This is a genomic window from Prevotella lacticifex (genome assembly GCF_019973375.1).
Classification (GTDB): domain Bacteria; phylum Bacteroidota; class Bacteroidia; order Bacteroidales; family Bacteroidaceae; genus Prevotella; species Prevotella lacticifex.
In genome coordinates this window covers 2,298,975-2,323,899 of sequence record NZ_BPTV01000001.1, presented here as the reverse complement: position 1 = coordinate 2,323,899, position 24,925 = coordinate 2,298,975, and the positions used below count along the sequence as shown (strand labels likewise).

Genomic DNA, 24,925 nt, shown 5'->3' with positions numbered 1-24,925 from the left:
ACTGAATTCCAGATGTTTATTTCATTGGTTTGATGGTGAAGCTGAAGGTCTTGCTGCCGTAGTGCACACGGTACTTTTCGAGAGGCCATGCACCCCATGAGTTGGTACCGCCGACACCGTAGTGCTCGCCATCGAGGAAGAGGTTGGTGTACTTCGACTTCGGTACCTGATAGCTGTGGCGCTGGTGCTTCTCGAGTCCTTCGTCGAGGTCGCTGATATTATAGTGCAGTGCCGAAGCGTAGAATGGTCCATCGTACGATGATACAGTCAGTCCGTAGCCATTGCCGTTGGACTGCATCCACCACTGCATGTCGCTCTTTGTGCCTGTTTCCTGCGGACGGATGTAGGGGAAGAACTGCTCGTCGGCGGTCTGGCGGTAGAGTCCCATGCGCATGCAGGCCTTTCGGTCGGCATAGTTCTCTATCGGTCCGCGGCCGTAATACTCGCTGACATCCATATCGTATGGCAGGTTGACGACAACGCCGAAGCGGAACATATCGCTGACCTTTGCGGTGTCGTTAGCCTCGAGGCACTCGGTGATGTTCATTGCGCCCTCGGCATCGGTGATATCGTAGGTCATCGTGAGACGGGCACTGACCTGCGGCATGTCGTAAACGGCATTAACGGTGACGAGATGTGTGTTCTTGTCCTTGTCGTAGGTGAGGCTGACGAGTTTCATCTCGGGGTCTTTCCACACGCGGAAACGCTTGTGGAGACGGGCTCCCATGTCGTTGTCGGTCGGTGCACGCCAGAAGTTGGGCTTTAGGGTACCGCCCTCGGCGAGAAGGTTGCGGCCGTTAACCTTATATGCGGTGAGCAGTCCGGTGGCACGCGAGAATGAAATGACGGCATAGTCGTCGACCTTTCCCACCTTTGATGTTATGGTTATTTCGGGGTTGTTCTTCTTGTCGATGACGTTGATTTTGTATTTTGCCTCATAGTATGCTGAGTCGACGGCGCACTCTTCGCTGACTGGTATCTGCGCATAGGCCACGGTCTGCCCCTTGTCCATGAGAGGTTCTGGGTTCTTGAGCTTGAAGTCGATATTGAGATAGTCGCCCCACTCCCGTGAGACGATGCGGTAGGTGCCCACCTGCTGAGGCTTGACGTTGAGGTCGACGACGACGCCGCTGTCGACGGGCTCGCCTTCTCTGAGCACCGTCCAGTGCATGGCATAGTTGGACAGGTCGCGGAAGTAATATTCGTTCTTGACTTTCACGTTGGCACCCGTCCCATCGAAGTTGTCGGCTCCGGCCCAGATGTTCTGATACTGGTAGGCCAGTTCGTAAGCGTGGGGGTTGAGCTGGCGGTCGGGACCGATTATTCCATTGCAGTTGAAGTTGTTGTCGGACGGGTCGTAGCTGTTGTAGTCGCCGCCGTAGCAGTATTCCTCGCCGTTGCCAGTGCCCGGTTGCAGCGATGCCGCCTTTTTGTCGAGTGCAGCAATGATTTGTGGATTGGGGTCGAGATAACCATTGCCGCCAGCGTTGACGGCCGTAGTATTGATATTCTTATGCAGTGCCTGGTCGACGAAGTCCCAGTCGAAACCGCCCTGGAACTTGGCCAGTCCTCCCGTTCTTCCGGGTGTCGTGGGGTTGGTTCCGCGGATAAGATCCCAGTAGTCCTGAAGGTTGCCGCCTGAGTTGCCCATGGTGTGGTTGTATTCGCACTGGATGAGTGGTTTGGTGAACGATGTGTCGTTAGCGTATTTGGCGCAGTCCTTGACACTGAAGTACATTGGACAGAAAATGTCAGTGGCGTGGCCGCGCTTTCCGGCTTGCTCGTACTGGATTGGACGGCTGGTGTCCTGGGTGCGTATCCAGTCGTATGCGTCGTCGAAATTCTTCGAGTATTTGGTCTCGTTGCCCAAGCTCCATATTATCACGCTGGGGTGGTTATAGTTCAGGGCGACGTTATGCTGGTTGCGCTGCATAATCTGTTTGGCAAAGAGTGGAGTGCCGGAGATGGCTTTCGGACCGTAGCCTAAACCGTGGCTCTCCTGGTTGGCCTCGGCAACGAGGTAGAGACCGTACTTGTCGCAGAGGTCGTACCAGCGCGGATCATCGGGATAATGACTTGTGCGTACGGCATTGATATTGAGGCGCTTCATAATTTTAATGTCCTGAATCATACGCTCGAGGGATACGTTGTAACCACCGTCGGGATCCATTTCGTGGCGGTCGGCGCCCTTGATGAGTATTGGCTGTCCGTTGACAAGCAGTTGGGATTTTTTAATCTCGACTTTGCGGAATCCTACCTTCACGGGAACGGTCTCGTAGACGGGCACACGATAGTTGCCGCGACTGCGGTCGCGTGACGAGAGAATGCCGAGGACATTAATCTTGAGTGTGTAGAGATAGGGTGTTTCAGCTGTCCACTTGTTGACACTGGGGACGGTGATGGTCGTAGCTACGGTACCCTTGCTGTCTGGAACGCCACCCGCCTGTGCCACGAGTTTGCCGTTCTCGTCGGTAAGTTCCATTTCGAGGACCACATCGCCCTTGAGCTGTGTGATCACATTGAGTGTGCCGTTGGTATAGTCGTCGGTGAGGTCGGGGACTATTCTGACATCCTCTATCTGTGCTTTCTGAGGCTTGGCGTAGAGATAGCTCGGACGGGCCACACCCGAAAGACGCCAGAAATCCTGGTCCTCATCCCACGAGCCGTCGCACCAGCGGAATGTCTCGAAAGCGAAAGTGTTATGTCCCGGATGGACAAATTTTGTGATATCGAATTCGCCAGCGACCTTGGAATCTTCGGAATAGCCAACAAAATGGCCGTTGACCCAAAGATAGATATTCGACGTGACAGATCCGAAGTGAGCAATAATCTGCTTGCCAGTCCACGCCGTTGGAATGTCGATGATACGCCGGTAGGAGCCTACGTGGTTGTCTTTTACGGGCACTGCCGGTGGTTGCTCGTTAAAATGGCCGCGCCATGCAAACCCGATATTGACATATTCGGGCTGACCGTAGCCGTTGACTTCCCATATTCCGGGTACGGACATCGTCTTCCACGCTGAGTCGTCGTAGTCGACTGTCCAGAACTTATCTGGACGCTCGTCGGCATTGGCCACCCAGTGGAACTTCCATTTCCCGTCGAGACTGAGATAGTTTTTCGACTTGAAGCGGTTGCCGCTGTTTACGACCGTGGAGTCGTCGTCGGACGAAAAGGCGAAGAAATCGGTGTGCAGCCGGTATCGGTTGATATCGTTGACTTCGAGGTCGTGCCACTCGGTAAAGGTGGGGGCTGCGGTATGCACAGCCTGTTTCGGCTGTCCGCTGACCGACAGAGTCAGTCCGGCTAACAATGGTAGGAGCACTGTCCGCTTGCTCATAATCTTTGGAAATGGTAGTTTGTTGGTCATTTTAATGAGGTTTAAGTTGAGAAGATTCTCTTATTGTTCTTGCAAAATTACAAAAAAATATAATCTGTGCAGGAATCAATAAGAGAATTTTTGGGATAAAAACCGTTAAAGACGGCCTTTAGGATTTGTACTTCACTGCGGCTTTCTCGATTTCCAGGCCTTTCTTGTAGTTCTGGATATACTTCTCGAAGCCTTCCACATCGGCCGGATCAGGCTTTACTTCTGTTCCTGTGTTGCCGGCAAAGACGTTGTTGTCGAGATAATCGGCAAGATTCTCGCCCCTCCTGTTGACAAGGTAAGATGCGAGGATGGCCATTCCCCATGGCCCTCCTTCGCCTGCAGTCTTCATTACCGATATCGGCAGGTTGAGAGCTGCTGCCAACACGCGCTGTCCGACGACGGGGGTGGTGAAGAATCCGCCATGACCCGTAATCCTGTCGACACTCACTTTCTCGTCTTTCAGCAGGATGTCGTTGCCTATCTTCAGCACTGCCACGGCTCCATAAAGGCTTGCCCGCATGAAGTTGGCAAGTGTGAAGTTGTCGTTGGCACCGCGGACGACTATCGGACGGCCCTCGGCAAGACCCGTGACGGGCTCACCGGAGATGTAGTTATAGGTTACGAGACCACCACAGTCGGCGTCGCCTTTCAAGGCAACATTGAACAGACTGGTGAACAGTTGGTTGGCGTCGAGGTCCTTGCCGTTGATGCTTGCGAAGTCGCCGAAGAGCTTTGCCCATGCATTTATGTCGCTGGTACAGTTGTTACAGTGTACCATTGCTACAGGACTGCCGTCAGGAGTCGTGACGATATCGATGCTCTGATAAGGCTTTGACAGATTGTGCTCAAGGACAATCATCGAGAACGATGAAGTTCCGGCAGATACGTTTCCTGTGCGCTGTTTGACGGCGTTGGTGGCTGTCATGCCGGTACCGGCATCGCCTTCTGGCGGACATAGAGGTACACCGGCACGCAGATGCCCTGACGGGTCGATGCGGTGAGCACCTTCGTCGGTGAGAGTTCCGGCCTTTTCGCCTGCCATAAGGACGCGGGGAAGGATTTCCTCTATGTCCCAAGGGAAGTTATAGTGGGCGATGGTGTCACGGAATTTCCGCAGCATCATCTTGTCGTAATTCTTCGTTTCGGGGTCGATAGGCAGCATGCCTGACGCGTCGCCGATGCCAAGAACTTTCTCACCCGTCAGCTGCCAGTGGATGTATCCGGCGAGGGTGGTGATGAAGGTAATATCATTCACGTGTGGCTCACCGTTGAGAATGGCCTGATAGAGGTGGGAAATGCTCCAACGCAGTGGTATGTTGAAATTGAACAATTCTGAGAGTTCGGCAGCCGCTTTCCCGGTATTGGTGTTGCGCCAAGTGCGGAATGGTACGAGCAGGTTGCCGGCAGCATTGAACGGCATGTAGCCATGCATCATCGCACTCACGCCCATTGCCGCTAAGTTCTCTATCTCAACGCCGTACTTCGTCTGCACGTCAGCACGGAGATGAGCATAGCAGTCCTGAAGTCCTGACCATATATCGTCGATGCTGTATGTCCACAGACCGTCAACAAGCTGGTTCTCCCATGTGTGGCTGCCCTGTGCTATCGGGTTGTGGTCCTCGTCGATGAGGATACCCTTGATGCGGGTAGAGCCAAACTCGATGCCGAGGATGGCCTTGCCCGACTGTATAGTTTCTTTTGCTGTCATGATTATCTCAGTGATTTGTTGAGCATATAGTAGACCTCGTTCCAGCGGAGCTCCTTGCGGAACTGCTCATAGTCGGTGTCCTTGTTGATAATGCATGCCTCGACGTCGGCAATCTCGGCGAAGTCGCGCCAGTACTCGTCGCTGAGGGCAAAGGAGAAGCATGAGTGGTGTGTACCGCCGGCATTCATCCAGCAACCCACTCCCACTTCGAAGGTAGGCTCTGGAATCCACAGTGCGGATGCTACCGGAAGCTTTGGCAGAGGTTTCGACTTGATGAGGTTGACATCGTTGGCAATGAGACGGAAACGGTTGCCGAGGTCGACGACAGTGGCTGTGATGCCGCGTCCCTGCTTAGTGGTGAAGACGAGGCGTGCGGTTTGGCTCTTGCGGATTCCAATACCGAGGAAATGGACCTCAAGGCGGGGTTTTTCTTCCTCCGAGATGTCAGGATTGACCTCAAGCATGTGGCTCTCAAGGATGGATGTCTTGTCGCCGTCGAAATTCAAGGTGTAGTCCTCGAGGAACGAGGTGCCGCCCTCGATGCCCTGGCTCATAAACCACGTGGTGCGATAGAGGCAGGCGCTCTTCCAGTCGCCCTCAGCACCGAAACCGTAGCCGTCGTGCATAAGGCGCTGAGAGGCCAGACCTGGAATCTGGTCGAAACCGCGGCCTGTCTCCTCGACATTGGCATCGCCGAGATCGTCGAAGTTTGTGGTGAAGCCCTTGGCACCGAAGTCCTCAAGGACGGCACGGATGGTGAGCTCAGCCTTGGCCGAATTCCATATCTTACGGTAGCCTTCACTCTTCTCGTCCTTCAGGTCGTCCTTCACGGTGTACTGCTTGAAGTAGACATCGTGAACGAGGGCTGTGACATCCTCGTCCTTAACCTTGTCGAAATAGGTCATGACGGTGGAGAAAGGACAGTAGTCGACGTGATAGCCGAATACCTGCTCAAAGGCCACCTTGTCGCCATCGGTGACGGCAACATTGTTCATCTGATCGCCGAAACGCAGGATGAGACAGTCGTGGGCGTCGGCCCAACCGGCGCAGACGCGCTCCCATACGGCGATGTGCTCCTGGGTCTTGGCATCCTTCCAGTATCCGATGACTGTCTTGCGGGGCTTGCGCAGACGGGTGAGGATGTGCGCATATTCGCGGTCGCCGTGGGCACTCTGGTTCAGATTCATGAAGTCCATATCCATTGTGTCGTAAGGAATGGTCTTGTTGTACTGTGTGTGGAGGTGGAGCAGAGGCTTCTGGAGCTTCTGCAGGCCGTGTATCCACATCTTGGCAGGCGAGAAAGTATGCATCCATGTGATGACGCCGATACAGTGCTTGTCGGCGTTGGCAGCCACCATGATGTCCTCAACCTCATGGGTGTTGTTGGCTGTACCTTTATATATAACCTTCACGGGCAGGTTGCCGGAGTCGTTAAGTCCGTCGACCATCTCCTTGGAGTGACCGTCAACTTGCTTCACGGCGTCGCCTCCATAGAGGAGCTGTGCGCCCGTTACAAACCATACTTCGTAATTTTCGAATGCTTTAATCATAGTTTTAAGTTTATGAGTTTTGTTAGATTGTTATTATGTTGGGGGTGATGGCGGCTGAAAATTGCCGCCGCCACATTATTTTTTCTTTTGTCCGTAATAAGCGTTTGGTCCATGCTTGCGTGAGAAATGCTTCTCAACGAGCAGTGGATTCATCGTCGTGTTGGGATTGACGGAGAATGATATGAATGCCATCTTTGCTACCTGCTCGGCCACAACGGCATGATAGACAGCCTCGTCGGGGTCTTTTCCCCAGGTGAACGGCCCGTGGTTCTTCACGAGAACACCAGGTGTGTGTACGGGGTTGATATTGTCTTTTTTAAATCTGTTGATGATGACGACACCGGTATTGTACTCGTATTCGTCCATCATCTCGGCTGTCATGTCATCGGTGCAGGGGATGGCATCATGGAAATAATCGGCGTGAGTGGTTCCGATATTCGGGATGTCAAGCCCGGCCTGAGCCCATGCCGTGGCAAAGGTGGAATGGGTGTGGACCACTCCTCCTACCTCGGGGAAGTTGCGGTAGATGACAAGGTGGGTAGGGGTGTCGGACGAGGGGTTGAGGTCTCCCTCGACGACCTTGCCTGTCTGGAGGTCGACGACGACCATATCTTCCGGCCGCATAGTGTCGTAGCTCACTCCCGACGGCTTGATGATGACGAGTCCTTTCTCGCGGTCGATGCCGCTGACGTTACCCCATGTGAATATAACGAGATTGTGTTTTACCAGGTCGAGGTTGGCCTGCCATACTTTTTTTTTCAGTTCTTCAAGCATTGTTGATTGTCTTTTAGAGTTTGAATGTTGGGTCTTCTGCATACTTTTCGCGGTCGAAGCGATAGAGTCTGGCTCCGGAGCGCGATGTGGTGCGGTCGATTTTCTCTGTCTGCTGGATAAAGTCGATCTGCTTCACCCTCTTGCGGAAGTTGCGTTTGTCAATCTCCTCGCCTAAGACGGCCTCAAAGACGTGCTGCAACTGGGTTAGGGTGAAAAATTCAGGCAGCAGATTGAAGCTCAGCGGTTGGGTATTTATGCGCCTGCGCAACTGCATGATGGCGTTGTGGATCATCTTCCTGTGGTCGGAATAAAGGGCAGGCAGTTCGTCGAGGGTCACCCATTCGAGACCATATTTCTCGCGCAGACTGTCATAGTAGTCCTTTACATTGATAAGTGCGCAGTAGGCTATCGAGATGACACGGTCGCCGGGGTCGCGGTCGACGGCACCGAAGGCTCCCACCTGCCGCATGTAGAGGTTGTCCATACCCGTGAGGTCGTGGACGACGCGGCGGGCAGCATCATCAAGACTTTCGTTGTCCTCAACGAATCCGCCGTATAGCGACCATTCTCCACGTCCGGGGTCCATCTGGCGTCGGCCGATAAGAACTTCAAGTTTGTTGCTGTCGAAACCGAGGATGATACAGTCGACAGAGACGTAAAACTTGGAATGTTGGCTGTAGAATTCTGTCATTGATTCGCATTGTTAAAACCGGCCGGGCATTTATCCCAGCCGGTTCCGTGACCTAAGTTTAGAAGAAGTACCAATAGAAAGCACCGCAGAGGGCGATAACGCCAAGCGATCCTGCAACGTCGCGCCAGTCCCAGCTCTCGCGAATCTGGCTGCGGTAGTCGGACGTGAACGTGATTGCTGCAATCTGATCGGCACTCGCCTTCTTAGTAAATGCGGAGATGACGAACATCATTACAATGATGAACACGAGCAGCCAGCACTCGAAGACGAGCCAGTTGGTCTGCCAGAACCATGATGTGCAGTCCCAGAAAGCACCGCTCATAGGATCGTTGCCGTTCTTGGTAATGATATTTGTGAGCAGGCGGAGCATACCGATGACGAAACCGCCAATGAGTCCCCATTCACCAGCCTTCGGCGTAATGCGCTTCGAGAAGATTCCCAATGCGAACACGGCGACCATTGCCGGAGCCAAGAGCGACTGGATATTCTGCAGATAGCTGTAGAGGGTATCCATACTCATCATCACTGGCATCCAGAGAAGTCCGAGGATGACGACAGCCACTGTGGCCATTCGTCCGGCGAATACGTAGTGCTTCTCGCTCTTTCCCGGGCGCAGAGGCTTGTAGAAGTCCTCCGTGAAGAGGGTTGCGCAGGAGTTGAAAAATGCTGCGAGCGATGTGACGAGAGCGCATACGAAACCTACGGTGACAAGACCTTTGACACCTGCTGGCAGTACATCTTTCACCATCAGGGCAAAGGCGGCATCAGTCTGGTCGGCACCCATGTGGAATCCGTATTTGGCCGGGTCAGCGGCAAGTGCTGCGGCAATCATTCCCGGAATGAGGAACATAAATACCGGCAGGAGCTTGAAGTAGCCGGCGCAGATTGTTCCGCGGCGGGCACGCTTCATAACCTCACGGTTGTCCTCACCCTTGCGCTGTCCGAGGACACGCTGGACGATATGCTGGTCGGTGCACCAATACCAGAAACCGATGATGGAGGCACCGAGGAACACTACGAAACCTGGGTAGTCGTGATACATCGGGTCGCCTTCCTCCCAGTGGAACATGTGTGTCGTTCCGTAGCCGTTATGCAGCTTTCCGCAGAACTCCATCATGCTCGACCATCCCTGGGTGATGCTCCCGTCGCCGAGGGTGGCCAGTCCGAGGAAGAGGACAAGGAAAGAACCTATAATAAGAATAGGTGTCTGAATGGCCGACATGGTCATTACACCCTTCATGCCACCGAAAATGGTGAAGACAGCCGTGATGAGAATCAGACCTAAAGCACCATACCAGAATGGGATACCGAGCAGGAACTCAAAGAATATACCACCTGTGAATGCTGTGACACTGACCTTTGTCAGGATATAGGCTATTAGCGTGATGACCGACAGCCATGTTCCCGTGCGCTTGGTGTAGCGGAACTTCAGGAACTCCGGCATAGTGATGATGCGTCCGAGCTTATTGTTAAGCAACTGATAGAAAGGCACAAAGAGCCAGCCGAGGATAAGAATCATCCATCCTTGCATCTCCCAGTGAGCCATGCCTACACCGTCTTTCGCACCGGTACCTGCCAGGCCGACAAGGTGCTCGGAACCAATATTTGCGGCGAAGATGGCGGCTCCGATGACCCACCAAGGCTCACCTTTTCCAAAAAGATAATCCTGACTGTCGGCACCCTTCATCTTCCGCTTGTCGCGGACGATACTAATGTATACGGCACAGATGACGGCAATGATGCCAAGGGTCAGAACGGCCCAGTCGAGCCAGATAAATTCGTGTGATGACCAATTCATTTTAGTAATAAAGTTTTTATGAGGTTGTTATTAGATTTCTGTCTCTTTATGGTGACTTTACTTCTTTACGGAGAACTTGTAAGCTAAATGGCTATAGTATTTCTGGCCGGGCTTGACGTAAGGATTCGATACTTCCCAACCCGGAACCTTTGCCGTGAACTTCGTGGGTGAATCAGGATACTTCTGACTCTCGAAGCAAACGCTGACGTGCTTCGGATATTTTATTCCGTGCTTGCAGGCAATCCCCGTTCCCTGGAAGTTGCCGGTGTACATCTGTAAACCCGGCTCGTTGGTGTAAACCTCAAGCATGATGCCGGTTACGGGCGAATACAGACTTGCGGCGACGGTCTTGTCGTCGCCCTTACCGTTCTTGAATGTATTCAGGCACCAGTTGTGGTCATATCCTGTAGCATTCTTAATCTGGTCGTACGAGAAGTCGTTGATATGGTCGGCCAGAGCGTGTGGCTTGCGGAAATCCATCGGCGTGTCTTCGACAGACCTTATCTCGCCAGTCGGAATATACAGACTGTCGGCGGGAGTGAACTTGTCAGCGTTGATATATGCAACCATGTTGTCACCAGGTTTCGACGGATCGCCGTTGAGGTTGAAGTATGAATGGTTGGTCATATTGATGACAGTCTCCTTGTCGGTGGAACCCTCGAAGACGATGTCGAGAGTGTTGTCGCTTTTGACGGTGTACTTGGCTGTGGCCGAAACGGTACCAGGGAAACCATTGTCACCGTCGGGTGATGTGATGGCGAATACTACTGACGAATCTGTCAATTCCTTGATATCGTATACTTTATGCATCCATCCGGTGTTGCCGCCGCCGTGCAGGCAGTTGCCGTTGTCGTTGGCGCGGAGGTTGTAAGTCTTTCCGGCCACGGTGAGCTTGGCATTCTTGATGCGGTTGGCGTAGCGGCCGACCGATGAGCCGTAGTCCGACGGTGAGTTGAGGGTGTCGGCATACTGGTGGATATTGTCGTAACTGCATACCACATCAGTCATCTTCCCGTTCTTGTCGGGAACGCTGATCGACACCACACGGCCGCCATAGTTTGTCAGACACACCTCCATGCCCTTGCTGTTCTTGATGGTCACGAGCTGAGTCTGCTTGCCGTTGATTGTTGAATCGAAGTCGGCTGGATTGAGACCTGAAACGGTCTGCTGAGTCGAATTACCACTTCCGCATGCGGCCAACAGCATAGCTGCTGCGCCTGCGCACAAGATTTTAGTATTCAGGTTTTTCATTCGAGTTTTAGTTAGTTATGTTCTACGGGTGTAAAATTACACCATTAATTTGAGATACGTATAAATACACTCTTAAATTTTATTCTTATTGGTGTATTTTAACACTCCTAAAGAGTTCTCCTCCCCATGTTGTCAAGTCATGGCCCCACATGTTTCTCAAGGTATTGTTGTGCGTACAGCATTATGGCTGATGTCACTATCGAACCGGAAGTTGATGAGCAGCAACGCAATATAAAGTCATGCTCGGCGGCACATCAGTCCTATGGCTTGAAACAAGAATCACCCTGTCTGCAAATCAGCCATGAACTTGGTTGTAATAGCGTGGTGTGCATCTTTATGAACTGCCCACTACTTTCAGCGGATTTACGATTGATATTTTGTGTTTTTCAAGATTTCTTAATGCAAAGATACAAAATTTTTAAGCCGAATGCAAGTTTTTCGACGATTATTTTTTCTGTTTGTTTCTAACGGTCTGAGGCAATGATAGATACAGTCGAGCCAAAAATGTTGACGGATGGTCAAAACCGCGTTATTTTAATTTTATAAAAGTAATCGCCGCCATAGGTCATTGAATCAGAGAAAGAAAGGACTCCTTTCAACTCCTATGTGGAAATTGAAAGGAGCCGCCCTTATAGGTGTAAGTTTAGCGTATCGGGATTAGTAGGACTATTAAATTGATATTTTGCGAGTCGTATTACCAATACGAACAACATAGAATCCTTTTGGCAGTTGTATCTCCACGCTGTCAGTCATTCTGCCTGTCCATACCGCTGAACCGCTGATGCTGTAGACTCTGACTGTTATGAATTTGCCATTGCCGCTGCCGTCAGCCTCGATATGCAGTGTACCGTTTTCTCCGTAGACCTTGTACGAACCTGACGGCATCACCGTTTTATTGATTGCCGTTGGCCATTGCCATTCCTCCAACTCCACAATATTCTTGAACCCCGAGAACACCTCCGATGCCCGGTAGGCTTCGGCTGAACCTTCTAATCTTGTAAATTGAGATTCACGGGCCAATTCTATGGTTTGTTTTATCACTAATACTTATAAATTGAAAGCTCGCTGACTTTTTAAAGTGGACTCATGATTGTTTATTTAACCGTTTTTTTTCAAGGGGGTACTGCCAATGTGTCATCCCAAATCATCATAGATAAACCATAATGATCTGATAATCAAATTAGAGATTTATGTTTTATTGAAAAGTGATGAAGTTAGGTGTCGGTTTGATGAGCTAAAGGTATTAGTAGTGAGGAGGGTAGGGGGAATCCTTCCCGTTGTCCGCAGGTGTCACGGGCTTGGCCGTAACCGCCACAATGATGGCCTTGGGGGACAGCGGGAAGGGTTTTCAGTTATTGTGCTTTTGGCTAATTACTCCTTGCTCTCGGCAGGCTGTGCGGCCTCGTCGTCGCGGTCAGCGATATTGTCGCCTTCGGTCTGCGACATGCTTTCCTCGAAGTCGGTGATGCCGGCAGCAACGAGGATGTTGTACCACTGAAGGAGTTTCTTAATGTCGGAGTTGTGTACACGGTCGCGGTCGAAATCAGGAACCACACTTGCGAAATAGTCCTGGAGTTCCTTTGCCGATGCCTTGCGCCAGTTGATGGAGGCCTTCTTGGCACCTTCCTTGTCGCGGACGCGTGCGAGGATTGTTCCTAATGGCAGGTCCTCGCTTTCGGTGAACATTGTTATGTCGGCAAGCGATGTCACCCTATCGGTGGCGAATGCCGGTATGCGTTTGTGGGTATCGTCGAGAGCCTCGACGATGAGGTTCATCTTACCTCTGCTGACGAGCTTGTAAAGTCCTGGTTTCCCAGATATTGCTAAAATTGTCTGTTGCATTGATATATTAAAATGATAATTTTTCTTTTAATAAGGATATTAATTGTTGTCCTACATCGGCCTTACCGTCGTTGACTATCTCGTAGTCGGAACGTCTGACAACCTCATCTTGCGGCAGTTGGCGGCCGATCCATTCGAGGGCTCTCGCCCGTGATATGCCGTCGCGGTGCATAATCCGGGCTATTCTCACCTCCTGCGGTGCCGTGACGCACACGACCTTGTCGACATGCACGCGGCGGTCGAAGCCGCTGTCGAAGAATATCGCGCTCTCGAGCCAGTCGAGACCGCTGCGTTGGAAGTCGGCGGCTACAGCCGGATGGATGATGTCGTCAATGCGTTGGGCATTGTCGTTGCTAAGGAGAATATACTCGGCGAGAATGCGTTTCTGCAGTATACCATTATTATATAGGTCACGGCCGACGACAGCCATCAGCTTTTCCTGCAACTCCGTCGACGACCGCAGAAGGCGCTTGGCCCCGTCGTCGCAGTCGTAGACTTTGATGCCGAAATCGCGTAACTGCCTGCATACGAACGACTTTCCGCTTCCTATTCCTCCCGTGATGGCTACTTTCATCTCGTTTCAATAAGATAATCGACCTCGTCAGTCACTGGGCGTGCGTTACGTACGTTAGCCGGCGAGGCTCCAACATAGATATGGCAGCGGTCGCCACCCTTTGTTTCAATCTCCTTATAGTCGACTATCACCTTGAACCCCTTGGGCAGCAAGGCTTTAGTAACCTCATCCTTAGGCATGGCCCTCAGTTGGTTGACACCGACGACGAATTTCACTCCTATCTTCGGCGGGAATATCCGCAACACCTTGTCCTTAGGGACGTTGATGGGTTCGATGGGCACTTCCACCACCTCCTCGGTAAGCACATCGGGGAAGAGGCGTACCGTCACGACATCGGGCTCAAATTTTGCCCCCTTGATTTTGCGCAAAGCCATCCGCATGGTGCGCGGCGATGACAGGCCGTTGATATTCTGTCTGACGGTGTAGGCCGCCCGGATATTGTCGAGTTCGCCCGGCGCGGCATAAACAGTCACGCTGTCAGGGGTGAACTGCGTCTGCGCAAGGTAGTACGTGCTGCCGGGATTGACGTTTCCCAACAGCCGCACCGGAACCCTCTTCCGCTCACCATAGTTATAATAGAACTCTATGTTGTCCGACTTTACCGAGACGAGCTTTGTCGAGCCGTAGAGCTGTTGGTTGATATACTTCTGGATGTCGGCCACGGGAATCGTGCCGTGCCCCTTTCCGTCGGCGTACTGCTGGAAGTTCAACCTTATGGGTGTGAAGTGGTTACCGTATAGATAAGTGGCTATCATATAGCCCTTGTCGCGCACCACGGCGTGGATGGTGTCGCTCACATCGGTGGTGATGACAGCATTGCGCGGTACGTTGGTAAGCTCTATCCTTAATGTCACCTCACGCTCATAGGTCTCGTTGAGCGTTATTATCAGCCAGAAACTGCCGCTGAGGAACAGGAAAAACAAGAATACGAGGAACTCTCGACTGATTATTCTCCGTAAGAATCTCCTGCATGCATCATATACTTCCGACAGCCTGAAGCCCATAACTGATTACTTGTTAGCGGGCTGCACGTTGTCGGCCGGGCTCTGGAATACGTAGCCCTTGTCGACGGTGATGGTTACACCGCGTGCGATCTCGATGTCGATAGTATTGTCGGTGAGGTTGATGCGCTTCACTGTTCCGAATACGCCACCGCCGGTGACGACGCGGTCGCCTTCCTTCAGTGAGTTCTGGAACTTTCTGATTTCCTTCTGCTTTTTCTGCTGAGGACGAATCATGAAGAGCCACATGATGGCGAAAACAGCCACCATCATTATGATCATTGGCCATGCGCTGCCCTGCTGCTGAGCCTGCTGGGCTGCGAGTAAGAATGCTGTGTTCATTATTTACTACTGTTCTTAGTTTTTAAATTGTCTTTTGTTATTATCTTTGTTCGGTCCCTGCTTGCGCTGCGCCATGGGCTTGAAAATCTTGCCCGTCTCGTTGAGATAGCGTGCTATGGCATCGAGCATACCGTTGATGAAGCGTCCGCTCTTCGGTGTGCTGTAGAGCTTTGCCAGTTCCACAAACTCGTTGATGGTCACGTTCACCGGGATATTCGGGAAGTTGATCATCTCGGCAATGGCAATCTGCATGATGATGACATCCATGTAGGCCAGACGCGAAAAATCCCAGTTGCGGGCTGCGTCGCTCATATAGCGCTGGTAGGTATCGGCATTGAGGATAGTGGCACGGAAGAGCTTGATGGCAAACTCGCGGTCCTCCTCGTCCTTATATTCGGGCAGGAGTTCCTGATCGGCCCCTTCCTTGGGATCGAAACGCTTGATGGTCTTAATGGCGAATGTGTCGACAATCTCCTTGTCGTCGTTCCAGTACAGGCTCTTATCCTCCAGTACAGCGTCGAGATCGGCGTTCTCCTGAATGAGCGTGCGGTAAATCTTCCGCCAGATCTCGCGGTCGGCATCATAGCTGTCGTCGTCGGCATCCATATACTCCTTATAGAAGGTGCTCTGCTCTATCTGGTCGCAGATTTTCCTGACGGCCTCAATGTCGTTATCCCATGTCAGATTCTTATCTTCGATGAAACTGTTGAGCTGCTTGTTGTTCTCAAGCTGCAAGGCAAACTTGTTGTTGATGAATTTCTCTGAGGGAGCCTCCGTTCCCTCGCGCGCTGCCCTCTGCTTTGCGATTGCAATGCGGTGCCTCTCTTCGTTGGTGACAGCCACGATGAGCTCCAACAGGTAGTTGTAGAGGTCATAGGCCTTCGACAGGCTGAAGAGCAGTTCCTTCTCAGCCTTGTCAATGTTGCCGTCGCCGTTCTGATAGTATGCATAGGTTAACTGGACTATCTTGACGCGAATTAATTCTCTGTTGATCATTATAATTTACGTTGATGTATATTTTCTTTCGCTTAGAATATGCAAATGTATGAGTTTTTAGTCACATTTGCAAGAAATGGCCGGCATTTTTTTGTTTGTTCACAAAAAAACACTACCTTTGCACCCGCTTTATTGCTTAGCACTCTCGTGTGATGGTGAATTAAGGCACTAATTATTCAAATCTTAATTTTAGAGTAACACAAAATGAAAGAGATTACAGTTTCAGGTCAGAAGCGCACAGACCTTGGAAAGAAAGCTTCGAAGGCCCTCCGCAAGCAGGGCATGGTTCCTTGCAACATCTATGGTGAGAAGAAGGACGAGAACGGCAAGCCGGTAGCATTGGCTTTCGCCTCTCCTATGAGCGAGCTCCGCAAGCTTGTCTACACTCCCCACATCTACGTTGTGAACCTTAACATCGACGGTGAGAGCCATCCAGCCATCCTCAAGGAGCTGCAGTTCCACCCCGTTACCGATGCTCTGCTCCACGTCGACTTCTACGAGGTCAACGACGAGAAGCCTATCACCATCGGCGTTCCTGTTAAGCTCAACGGCCTTGCACAGGGTGTTCGCGACGGTGGTCGTATGAACCTCTCTATCCGTAAGATTGACGTTACCGCTCCTTATCAGAACATTCCTGAGCACCTCGACATCGATGTCACCTCTCTTCGCCTTGGCAAGAGCATCAAGGTCGGCGACCTGTCGTTCGAGGGTCTTGAGCTCTCTACTCCTAAGGAGGTTGTCGTTTGCTCCGTGAAGATGACTCGTCAGGCTGTCGATTCTTCAGCTGCCGCTGATGACACAGAGGCTGCTGACGGCGAGACCGCTGATGCAGCTGCTGAGGAGAGCAAGTAATTAATAAGCATTAAGAAGGTAAAAAAGTGGAAAAGTCCGCACCGGGGCAGTATGTGCCGGCAGGACTCTCCACTTTTTTACCTTTTTATTTTTTACCTTTATTCAAGTGGACAAGTATTTGATTTGTGGATTAGGCAATCCCGGCAGCGAGTACGCCGGAACGCGCCACAACACAGGATTTATGGTTCTCGATGCCTTTGCTGAGGCCTCCGGTGCCGTCTTCGACGACCGCCGCTATGGTTTCGTGGCCGAGACGTCGATAAAAGGACGGAAGGTATTTCTGCTGAAGCCCACCACCTTCATGAATCTCAGCGGCAATGCCGTGCGCTACTGGCTAAACAAGGAGAACATCGACCAGAAACGGCTGTTGGTCATCTCCGACGATGTGGCCCTGCCGTTGGGACAGTTCCGGCTCAAGGGCAGCGGTTCCAACGGTGGTCATAACGGCTTAGGGCATATCATCCAGCTTATTGGCCAGAATTTTTCACGGCTGCGCATAGGTATCGGCAACGACTATCCGCGTGGCGGACAAATCGACTGGGTGCTCGGTCACTACAGCCCCGAGGACATGAAAACGCTTCAGCCCACCATCGATACCGCTGTCGACATCATCCGCAGCTTTGTCCTTCAGGGCATCGACGTGACCATGAATCAGTTTAACGTCAAGGGCAAGAAGGTCAAATAGGGCCTGAGACCCTTAACTACAGAAAGGAGATTATATGGCAGAGAAAACACTGCGTATGCCCAAGGCCGGCGAATCGGCACGCCTCGACAAATGGCTGTGGGCAGCGCGCATATTCAAGACACGCAGCATGGCCGCCGATGCCTGTAAGAACGGACGTGTCACCATCGACGGCGTCACTTTGAAACCGAGCCACAATATCAAGGCCGGCGAGGTCGTCAACGTCCGCAAACCGCCGATAACGTATTCCTTCAAGGTGTTGGCATGCATCGAACAGCGTGTCGGTGCCAAGCTCATCCCGTCGGTCTACGAGAACGTTACGGACAAGAAACAGTATGAGATTTTAGAGATGAGCCGCATCAGCGGATTCGTCGACCGTGCCCGTGGCACCGGCCGTCCCACGAAGAAGGAGCGTCGGCAGATGGATGCTTTCGGCGAGGCCGCCATGTTCGGCTTTGACGATGATGACGATTGGGACGACGATATGTAGCACCGAGCCCCTCAGCAGCACTGCCGAGCAGTCCTGACTTAATAACTTGTCATTAATAGATTAAGACCAAAACCAATAAAACCCTGTTGTCAGCGCCAAGGGCTTTCGCCCTTTGCCAGGCAGATCCTACTCCGTCGGATCTTGGCGCTGACACAAAGGAAAACCTTCAAAACAGGCTAACGTCACAAAGATTCGGTCTTACGACCGACCGGACGGCCATAAAGGTCGCCCCTGCAACTGCACTGTGCCGCTTGTCCGAAGATAGAGGACGGCCATAAAGGCTGTTTCTGCAAGTGTTTAAGTGCAGTTCGTAATCTCTTTCTCGCTAAGCCGCCAAGACCGCAATGATTCCGCGAAGGATTTTTCATGTTCTTTGGCATATCCTTTGCGGTCTTTGCGGCTTTGCGAGGGTGTTCTTCTCTCTGGTCACTACCAGCCCCATCGGGGCTTTCCGTTGCAATGAGAAACCACAGAATATAATCAATGAACGGAAATGTGTCTGCATGTTGCAGATGGCTACAATGCCGCCCCATGCAAACGACCATCGCTCATGCCCGATGTTTTTCGATATATCGGTCATGTATTAATGATTCTTTTGGTTCATCCGACAAATCGTGTGATAAAGTGTGGATGATGTAAAGAAAATAGCTGGAAATCCATTACCTTTGTAAGTGATTAAAAAAAACAAGACAAATGGACACCAGCTATATCTATTATGCATACGGAATCAGGGACTTCGAATGCACTAAGACTGAGTACAAAGGTAATACTATTATTCATCATATCCAAAAAAGAGATGTAAAAACTCGATGTGAATGTTGCCATAGTCACGTTGTCGTACGCAACGGGTTCAAGATTCGTAAAATCCGCAGTGTCAACATTGGTACCAAGCAATCAATCTTACATGTAAAGGTGCGTCGTCTAAAGTGTAAGACATGTGGTGCTGATGTCTATGAGGATCTTCATTTCGTTACCGGCAAGCAGCGCTATACACATCGTTTGGCAAGGCTCGTGATAGAACTGCTTCATAGAATGACGATAAAAGATGTAGCCCACTATCTCGGTCTGAGTTGGGATACGGTGAAGGATATCCACAAGAACTATCTCAATCATAAGTTTTCTCATATAGATATCAAGGATGTCAAGCACATTGGTATTGATGAGTTCGCTTTGAGGAAGGGACACGTCTATCTGACTATTGTGGTCGACATGTTGAGTGGTGCCATTATACATGTCGGAGATGGCAAAGGAATCGATTCTTTGAAGAAGTTCTGGCCCAAATTGAAGAGAAGCGGCGCGAAGATAGAGTCCGTGTCTTCAGACATGTCCGCTGCGTTCATCTCTGCGATTAAGAAAAACCTACCTGATGCCATTCACGTTTTCGATCACTTCCATGTGCAGAAACTGGCAGGCGAAGCCTTGGACAAAGTCAGAAGAGAGGTCTATAATCAAGAGAAGGACTTAGAAAAAAGAAAAGTCATAAAGGGAACGCGCTGGCTGTTGTTGCGCCATGATAAGGATATTTTTACAGAGGATGAAAAGAAGAGATTGGATAACGTAATCAAGATGAACGAACCTCTGAGCAAAGCCTACATTCTCAATGAATACTTGCAAGAAGTATGGAAGCAGGACTCATATAAAGAAGGAGAAGCTGTGCTGGATGACTGGATAAAACAGGCTCGGGAATCAAAAGTTCCCACCCTTGAAAAGCTGGGTAATTCCATCGCCGCTTACAGAACTGGAATCCTGGCTTATTACAAATGTAGGACAAGCAATGCAAAAGTAGAAGGGATCAACAATAAAATAAAAGTCTTGAAGAGAAACGCCTATGGCTACCGGGACATTGACTATTTTAAGTTAAGACTTTTCAATTTGCATAATGACAAAATCACACGATTTGTCGGATGAACCATTCTTTTGCAGGGTGTGGGTAGACAGAGTTAGGTATCGTCCACTACCATATCGTATTTGTCAGTAGCGAGGCCGCGGTCAGTGTCTGTAGACCGCAGGATAGTGATTTAGATGTAAAGATAATTCAAATTACAACTTGGGAAGTACCACCTCTGTGACTAATTGATTATCAATGGATTACAAAGTTGGTCATTTTGGCTTCTAAAACGGTTCGTTTTGGAGTGCGAAACGGACCGTTTTAGGACACGAAATGGGCCGTTTCGCAAGGCCAAACGGTATGTATTGAAATCGTGTAAAGATTATTCTGAATTTTCAGGCGGTCGTGGCCTCTGCCAATCCTAACCTTGTGAACAGCCTTCGATATGTGTCCTGACTTCATCACTTTTTATTAAAACATAAATTTCTATTCTGATTGTCAGCTCATTATGGTTTATCTATGATGATTTTGGGGGTGACGCATTGGCAGTGTGGCCCCCTTGAACGAAGAACGGTTGAATAGACAATGATGATTTGGGGTAACGCATTGGCAGTGTACTGCCCTTGAACGAAGAACGGTTAAATAGACAATCATAATTTAGGGTGACGCATTGACAGTGTAACTCCCTTGAACGAAGAACGGTTAATGAATTAAGACCAAAACCAATAAAAACCCTGTTGCCAGCACCAAGGGCTTTCGCCCTTTGCCATTTGTGGTTTGAGTGCTTGTGAGAGGCTGAGCCTCTCACCGCCCTCAACCCCCAAATGGCAGATCCTCCTCCGTCGGATCTTGGCGCTGACACAAAGGAAAACCTTCAAAACAGGCTGACGCAACAGAGATTCGGTCTTACGACCGAATCTCTCTATTTTTTTTCTGACGGTCTTGATCGCGCATATCTTCTCCTGCAAAGGGATAACGTTGACAATGCGTTTGTGATTATATGATCACGTTGGCAACCCATTGGTAATTAATGTGTTGCACGCATCCACCGTAGGGGTGGGGTTTATCCCCATCCTACCAATAACGGACGGGAATTAAGGTAGCTACCCCGCAGCTGGTAGGATGGGGATAAACCCCACCCCTACGGTGCAGAGTGCTGCAAGCATCTTAATATCAGTGGTTTACGCGGGTATCCAGATTGGAAGATTGATCTTACGTAGATAATGCAGAGATTCGGTCTTGCGGCCGACCGAACGGCCCCTAACCCTGCCTACCCGCCCATGCAAAGGGATCATGAACGCGCTAATGGATTACGTTAATAATATGTTGGTAATCAATGTGTTGCATCGGGGTGTAAGATGGAATTGTGATTATAGTTTGCCGAGGGTGGTATAACATCGTATTCTGTGGCAAGAGAGGATGCCGGAGCGGCCCTCCGGCGATGGATTTTCCTATAGTGCGTTGAGGTATTGGGGGCTATAAACGGCGAATCGCAGCCCCAAACAATTGGAACTGCGATCCTTACTTAACCTTAATGTTATCTGAATGACTTAACCAATAATTTTACCCTTGTTTCACGCTTGAAACCAATAAATAGCTTAAACCTATGAAAAAACCTTTTCTTACCGAGCGCAAAGTTACAACGGTTTCGTTCAATATGGAACAATTTTTCTTCAAAAAGTAATTTTTTCCATAGCAAACGATTGCACAACTCGTGACCGCCTGTTACATCTTGTCGATGGTCTGGAGCACTGCCACGGCACTGTCAACACTCGTGATGTTGCCGACGAGCATCTGCCGCTTGCCGTTCTTCTCGCGCAGGGTGCAGTTGCGGACGTTGGTCTGTATGTAGTCGATAATCTTTCCGAAAGCCTTGCTCTTGTAGAACGCGCTGTTCGGGTTGCTGACAAACTGCATCTGCATGCGTCCCTGCCGCAGGATAATCTTCTCGCAGCCCAGTCGCCGTCCGAGACGGCGCAGCTCTACGACGTGCATGAGCTCCTCACCCTCGTGGGGCACCGGACCGAAACGGTCCTCGAGGCGGTGGCGGTAGGCTGTTAGGTCGTCGGCGTTGTCGATATTGTCGAGCTCGCGGTAGAGGAGCATACGCTCCGAGCTGCCGGGTACGTAAGTGTCGGGGAAGTACATCTCGAGGTCGCTGTCGATGGAGCAGTCGTCGACGAAGTCGTCGCCGGTGATTGTCTCTCCACTGTCCATCTGCTCCTGGTACATGTCCTGGAACTCGTCGTTCTTCAGTTCGGTGACGGCCTGCGAGAGGATTTTCTGATATGTCTCATAGCCGAGGTCCTCCATGAATCCGCTCTGCTCGGCACCCAAGAGGTTGCCGGCGCCACGGATGTCGAGGTCCTGCATGGCGAGGGTGAACCCGCTGCCGAGACCCGAGAATGTCTCGAGGGCTTCCAGACGACGGCGCGCGTCGGCGTTGAGGGTGGCCAGAGGCGGTACGAGGAGATAGCAGAAGGCCTTTTTGTTCGACCGTCCCACACGGCCCCGCATCTGATGGAGGTCGGAGAGGCCGAAACGGTGGGCATCGTTGATGATGATGGTATTGGCGTTGGAGATGTCGACACCATTCTCGACGATGGTCGTCGAGAGCAGCACGTCGTAGTCGTAGTTCATGAATCCCATGATGATCTTCTCCAGTTCGTCGGGGTCCATCTGCCCGTGACCGATGGCCACACGGCAGTCGGGCACATACTTATGTATGAGTTCGGCAATGGCCCCGAGGTTACTGATGCGGTCGTTGACGAAGAACACCTGTCCGTTGCGGCTCATCTCAAAGTTTATGGCATCGGCAATGACCTCATGGTTGAATGTCGAGATGGTGGTCTGGATGGGGTAGCGGTTGGGTGGGGGAGTGCGCATGATACTCATGTCGCGGGCTCCCATGAGCGAGAACTGCAGCGTACGCGGTATCGGGGTGGCACTCATCGTCAGCGTGTCGACATTTGTCTTCAGCTGCCGCAGCTTCTCCTTCGTCGACACTCCGAATTTCTGTTCCTCGTCGATGATAAGTAGTCCGAGGTCGTGCCATTTCACCCTCTTACCTATTAATATATGTGTGCCTACGATGATGTCCACCTTTCCGGCCTCGAGGTCGGCGAGCACCTCTCGCGTCTGCTTTGCCGTGCGGGCCCTCGAGAGGTATTCCACCCTCACGGGCATATCGCGCAGCCGGTCTTTAAATGTCTGATAGTGCTGGAAGGCGAGCACCGTCGTCGGTACGAGCACAGCCACCTGCTTACCGTCGCAGGCAGCCTTGAAGGCGGCGCGGATGGCCACCTCTGTCTTGCCGAAGCCCACATCACCGCAGACGAGGCGGTCCATGGGCTTGGCCATCTCCATGTCGTGCTTCACGTCCTGGGTGGCCTTGCTCTGGTCGGGGGTGTCCTCATATAGGAACGAGGCCTCGAGCTCATGCTGCATATAGCCGTCGGGACTGAAGGCGAACCCTTTCTCGCGGCGCCGTTTGGCATAGAGTTTTATGAGGTCGCGGGCAATGTCCTTGATGCGTTTCTTGGCTTTCTCCTTCATCCGGTCCCAGGCACCGCTGCCCAAGACCGACAGCTGCGGGGCCTCACCGGCACTGCCACTGCGGTATTTGCTTATCTTGTAGAGCGAGTGGATGCTCACGTCGACGATATCGCCGTGCTGATAGACGATACGTATCATCTCCTGATAGCCCTGACCGCCGTCGCCGGCCTTTGGCTGCGGTACGCGGACGAGTCCTGCAAACTTGCCGATGCCGTAGTCGACGTGTACGAGGTAGTCGCCGGGCTCGAGCTCCTGGAGCTCCTTCATCGTAAGGGCCATCTTGCCGGCACGGGCCTTGTCCGATTTCAGATTGTACTTATGATAGCGGTCGAAAATCTGATGGTCGGTGAAACAGCATATATGCAGCTCCTTGTCGACGAATCCTTCGTGGAGCGTTTTGTTCACCGGCTCGAAGGCGATGTCCTTGCCCTGGTCGCTGAAGATGTCGGCCAGACGCTTCGTCTGCTTGGCGCTGTCGGCGAGGATAAACAGCTTATACTGCTGCAGTAGGTAGTCCTCAAGACTGCGCTCGAGGAGTTCAAAATTCTTATGGTATAGAGGTTGTGGCTCAATATCGAAGGTCAGTTTCGCTGCCGGGGTGCCCGTGGGCTCACTGCCGAATTCTATGCGCGTGAACCGCGAGGCATCGTCGGTAAACTGGCTGCCGGTGATGAGCTGCGACTCGCGCCGGAGCTCGGAGCGTATCTCGGCCTGCTCCACCTCGGTGTGGCCCTCAAGCTGCTCGGTGATGGCCTGCGAGGAGAATCCGTCGTCGTAGACGCGCTGGATGGTGTCGTGGACGTAGAGGTAGTTTTTCATCACGAGGATGGAACCCTCGGGGAGAAACTGCAGGAACGGCACTTTCTCCTCGGTGAGCGTGGCGAGCTCGGGGACGACGGAGATGGCGTCGAGCTTGTCGTGCGACAACTGGCTCTCGACTTCGAAAGTGCGGATGGTGTCGATGTCATTGCCGAAAAAATCAACACGGAACGGCAGTTCGGAGCTGAACGAATAGACATCGAGGATGCTTCCGCGCACCGCAAACTGGCCCGGTTCGTATACGTAATCGGTCTGGGTGAAGCCGAAATCGCGCAGCGTCTTTTCTATGTCGATGATGTCGGCCGTTTGTCCCACCTTCAGCGTTAGGGTGCGTGAGTCGAGGCGTTTCTTGCTCACCACGAGCTCGGCGATGGCCGACGGCTCGCTGACAACGAACAGTGAGCCTTTCGGTCCGCGGCCGTCACGGCCGAAACTGCCCAGACGGGAGAGCGTCTCGGTGCGCAGAATCTCATTGGCAGCATCGCGCTGGCCGTACTTCACGGCGCGGCGGTAGCCCGAAGGGTAGAAGAGTACGTTGTCGTCGCCGGCAATCTGTGTGAGGTCGTGGTAGAAATAACCGGCCTCGTCGGCATCCTGGAGGATGAAAATCATAGGTGCCTTCACCTTACGTTGTATGGCGGCGAAGAACAGCGATGGTGAGGACGCAAAAAGTCCCTGCAGGAAAATGGTCGTCACCGACTTTTTCTCCAGGAACTTCGTCAATGCCTTCGCCTGAGGCGTTGAGGCATATATATCAACAATGTTTTTTATGTCCATAGACGGTTATTATAGACATGGCATCGCG

General features: G+C 51.7%; 19 protein-coding genes. 5 read left to right on the top strand and 14 right to left on the bottom strand.

Annotated elements, in window-relative coordinates:
* Positions 1-16 precede the first annotated feature (16 nt).
* From LDN30_RS09160 to LDN30_RS09130, 7 genes are all read right to left on the bottom strand, one after another.
* Positions 17-3,337, bottom strand: a complete 3,321-nt coding sequence (locus LDN30_RS09160) for a glycoside hydrolase family 2 TIM barrel-domain containing protein (protein WP_223930263.1) — start codon at positions 3,335-3,337, stop codon at positions 17-19.
* Positions 3,338-3,485: 148 nt separating this feature from the next.
* Positions 3,486-5,075: a xylulokinase gene (locus LDN30_RS09155; protein ID WP_223926345.1), complete on the bottom strand. Its 1,590-nt coding sequence runs from the start codon at positions 5,073-5,075 to the stop codon at positions 3,486-3,488.
* Positions 5,076-5,077: 2 nt separating this feature from the next.
* A complete protein-coding gene (gene araA / locus LDN30_RS09150; RefSeq protein ID WP_223929322.1) occupies positions 5,078-6,625 on the bottom strand; it encodes an L-arabinose isomerase in 1,548 nt (515 codons plus the stop codon).
* A gap of 75 nt (positions 6,626-6,700) precedes the next feature.
* Positions 6,701-7,399: an L-ribulose-5-phosphate 4-epimerase gene (locus tag LDN30_RS09145; protein WP_223926343.1), complete on the bottom strand. Its 699-nt coding sequence runs from the start codon at positions 7,397-7,399 to the stop codon at positions 6,701-6,703.
* Between the two features lie 13 nt (positions 7,400-7,412).
* On the bottom strand, positions 7,413-8,090 hold the full coding sequence (locus tag LDN30_RS09140; RefSeq protein WP_223926342.1) for an NUDIX hydrolase: 678 nt from the start codon (positions 8,088-8,090) through the stop codon (positions 7,413-7,415).
* A gap of 58 nt (positions 8,091-8,148) precedes the next feature.
* A complete protein-coding gene (locus LDN30_RS09135) occupies positions 8,149-9,888 on the bottom strand; it encodes a sodium:solute symporter (RefSeq protein ID WP_223926341.1) in 1,740 nt (579 codons plus the stop codon).
* 57 nt (positions 9,889-9,945) lie between these two features.
* Positions 9,946-11,139, bottom strand: a complete 1,194-nt coding sequence (locus tag LDN30_RS09130; protein WP_223929321.1) for an aldose epimerase family protein — start codon at positions 11,137-11,139, stop codon at positions 9,946-9,948.
* A gap of 183 nt (positions 11,140-11,322) precedes the next feature.
* On the opposite strand from LDN30_RS09130, the gene LDN30_RS09125 reads away from it, so the two are divergent.
* Positions 11,323-11,607 carry a hypothetical protein gene (locus LDN30_RS09125; RefSeq protein ID WP_223929320.1) on the top strand — a complete coding sequence of 95 codons (285 nt, stop codon included), beginning with the start codon at positions 11,323-11,325 and terminating at the stop codon, positions 11,605-11,607.
* A 201-nt stretch (positions 11,608-11,808) separates the two neighbouring features.
* Here LDN30_RS09125 and LDN30_RS09120 read toward each other — a convergent pair whose 3' ends face one another.
* The 6 genes from LDN30_RS09120 to nusB form a co-directional block, all read right to left on the bottom strand.
* Positions 11,809-12,159, bottom strand: a complete 351-nt coding sequence (locus LDN30_RS09120) for a T9SS type A sorting domain-containing protein (protein ID WP_223929319.1) — start codon at positions 12,157-12,159, stop codon at positions 11,809-11,811.
* A 351-nt stretch (positions 12,160-12,510) separates the two neighbouring features.
* Complete coding sequence (locus LDN30_RS09115; RefSeq protein WP_223929318.1) at positions 12,511-12,981, bottom strand: DUF5606 family protein; 471 nt, start codon at positions 12,979-12,981, stop codon at positions 12,511-12,513.
* 7 nt (positions 12,982-12,988) lie between these two features.
* Positions 12,989-13,555, bottom strand: a complete 567-nt coding sequence (gene coaE, locus LDN30_RS09110) for a dephospho-CoA kinase (RefSeq protein WP_223929317.1) — start codon at positions 13,553-13,555, stop codon at positions 12,989-12,991.
* Positions 13,552-14,559 carry a CdaR family protein gene (locus tag LDN30_RS09105; protein WP_223929316.1) on the bottom strand — a complete coding sequence of 336 codons (1,008 nt, stop codon included), beginning with the start codon at positions 14,557-14,559 and terminating at the stop codon, positions 13,552-13,554. Before LDN30_RS09105 ends, coaE begins: the two co-directional genes overlap by 4 nt.
* A gap of 6 nt (positions 14,560-14,565) precedes the next feature.
* Entirely contained in the window at positions 14,566-14,898 is a 333-nt protein-coding gene (gene yajC / locus LDN30_RS09100) for a preprotein translocase subunit YajC (RefSeq protein WP_223926335.1), read from the bottom strand.
* 15 nt (positions 14,899-14,913) lie between these two features.
* A complete protein-coding gene (gene nusB / locus LDN30_RS09095) occupies positions 14,914-15,894 on the bottom strand; it encodes a transcription antitermination factor NusB (protein ID WP_223926334.1) in 981 nt (326 codons plus the stop codon).
* Positions 15,895-16,098: 204 nt separating this feature from the next.
* Between nusB and LDN30_RS09090 the strand changes: the two genes are divergently transcribed.
* From LDN30_RS09090 to LDN30_RS09075, 4 genes are all read left to right on the top strand, one after another.
* Positions 16,099-16,746, top strand: a complete 648-nt coding sequence (locus LDN30_RS09090) for a 50S ribosomal protein L25/general stress protein Ctc (RefSeq protein ID WP_223926333.1) — start codon at positions 16,099-16,101, stop codon at positions 16,744-16,746.
* Between the two features lie 106 nt (positions 16,747-16,852).
* On the top strand, positions 16,853-17,431 hold the full coding sequence (gene pth, locus LDN30_RS09085) for an aminoacyl-tRNA hydrolase (protein ID WP_223926332.1): 579 nt from the start codon (positions 16,853-16,855) through the stop codon (positions 17,429-17,431).
* Positions 17,432-17,465: 34 nt separating this feature from the next.
* On the top strand, positions 17,466-17,918 hold the full coding sequence (locus tag LDN30_RS09080) for an RNA-binding S4 domain-containing protein (RefSeq protein WP_223926331.1): 453 nt from the start codon (positions 17,466-17,468) through the stop codon (positions 17,916-17,918).
* Between the two features lie 693 nt (positions 17,919-18,611).
* A complete protein-coding gene (locus LDN30_RS09075) occupies positions 18,612-19,826 on the top strand; it encodes an ISL3 family transposase (protein ID WP_223926253.1) in 1,215 nt (404 codons plus the stop codon).
* Between the two features lie 1,645 nt (positions 19,827-21,471).
* On the opposite strand, the gene mfd is transcribed toward LDN30_RS09075, so the two are convergent.
* Positions 21,472-24,897 (bottom strand): transcription-repair coupling factor, encoded by a 3,426-nt coding sequence (mfd, locus tag LDN30_RS09070; protein WP_223929315.1) that lies wholly within the window; start codon positions 24,895-24,897, stop codon positions 21,472-21,474.
* Positions 24,898-24,925: the final 28 nt, after the last annotated feature.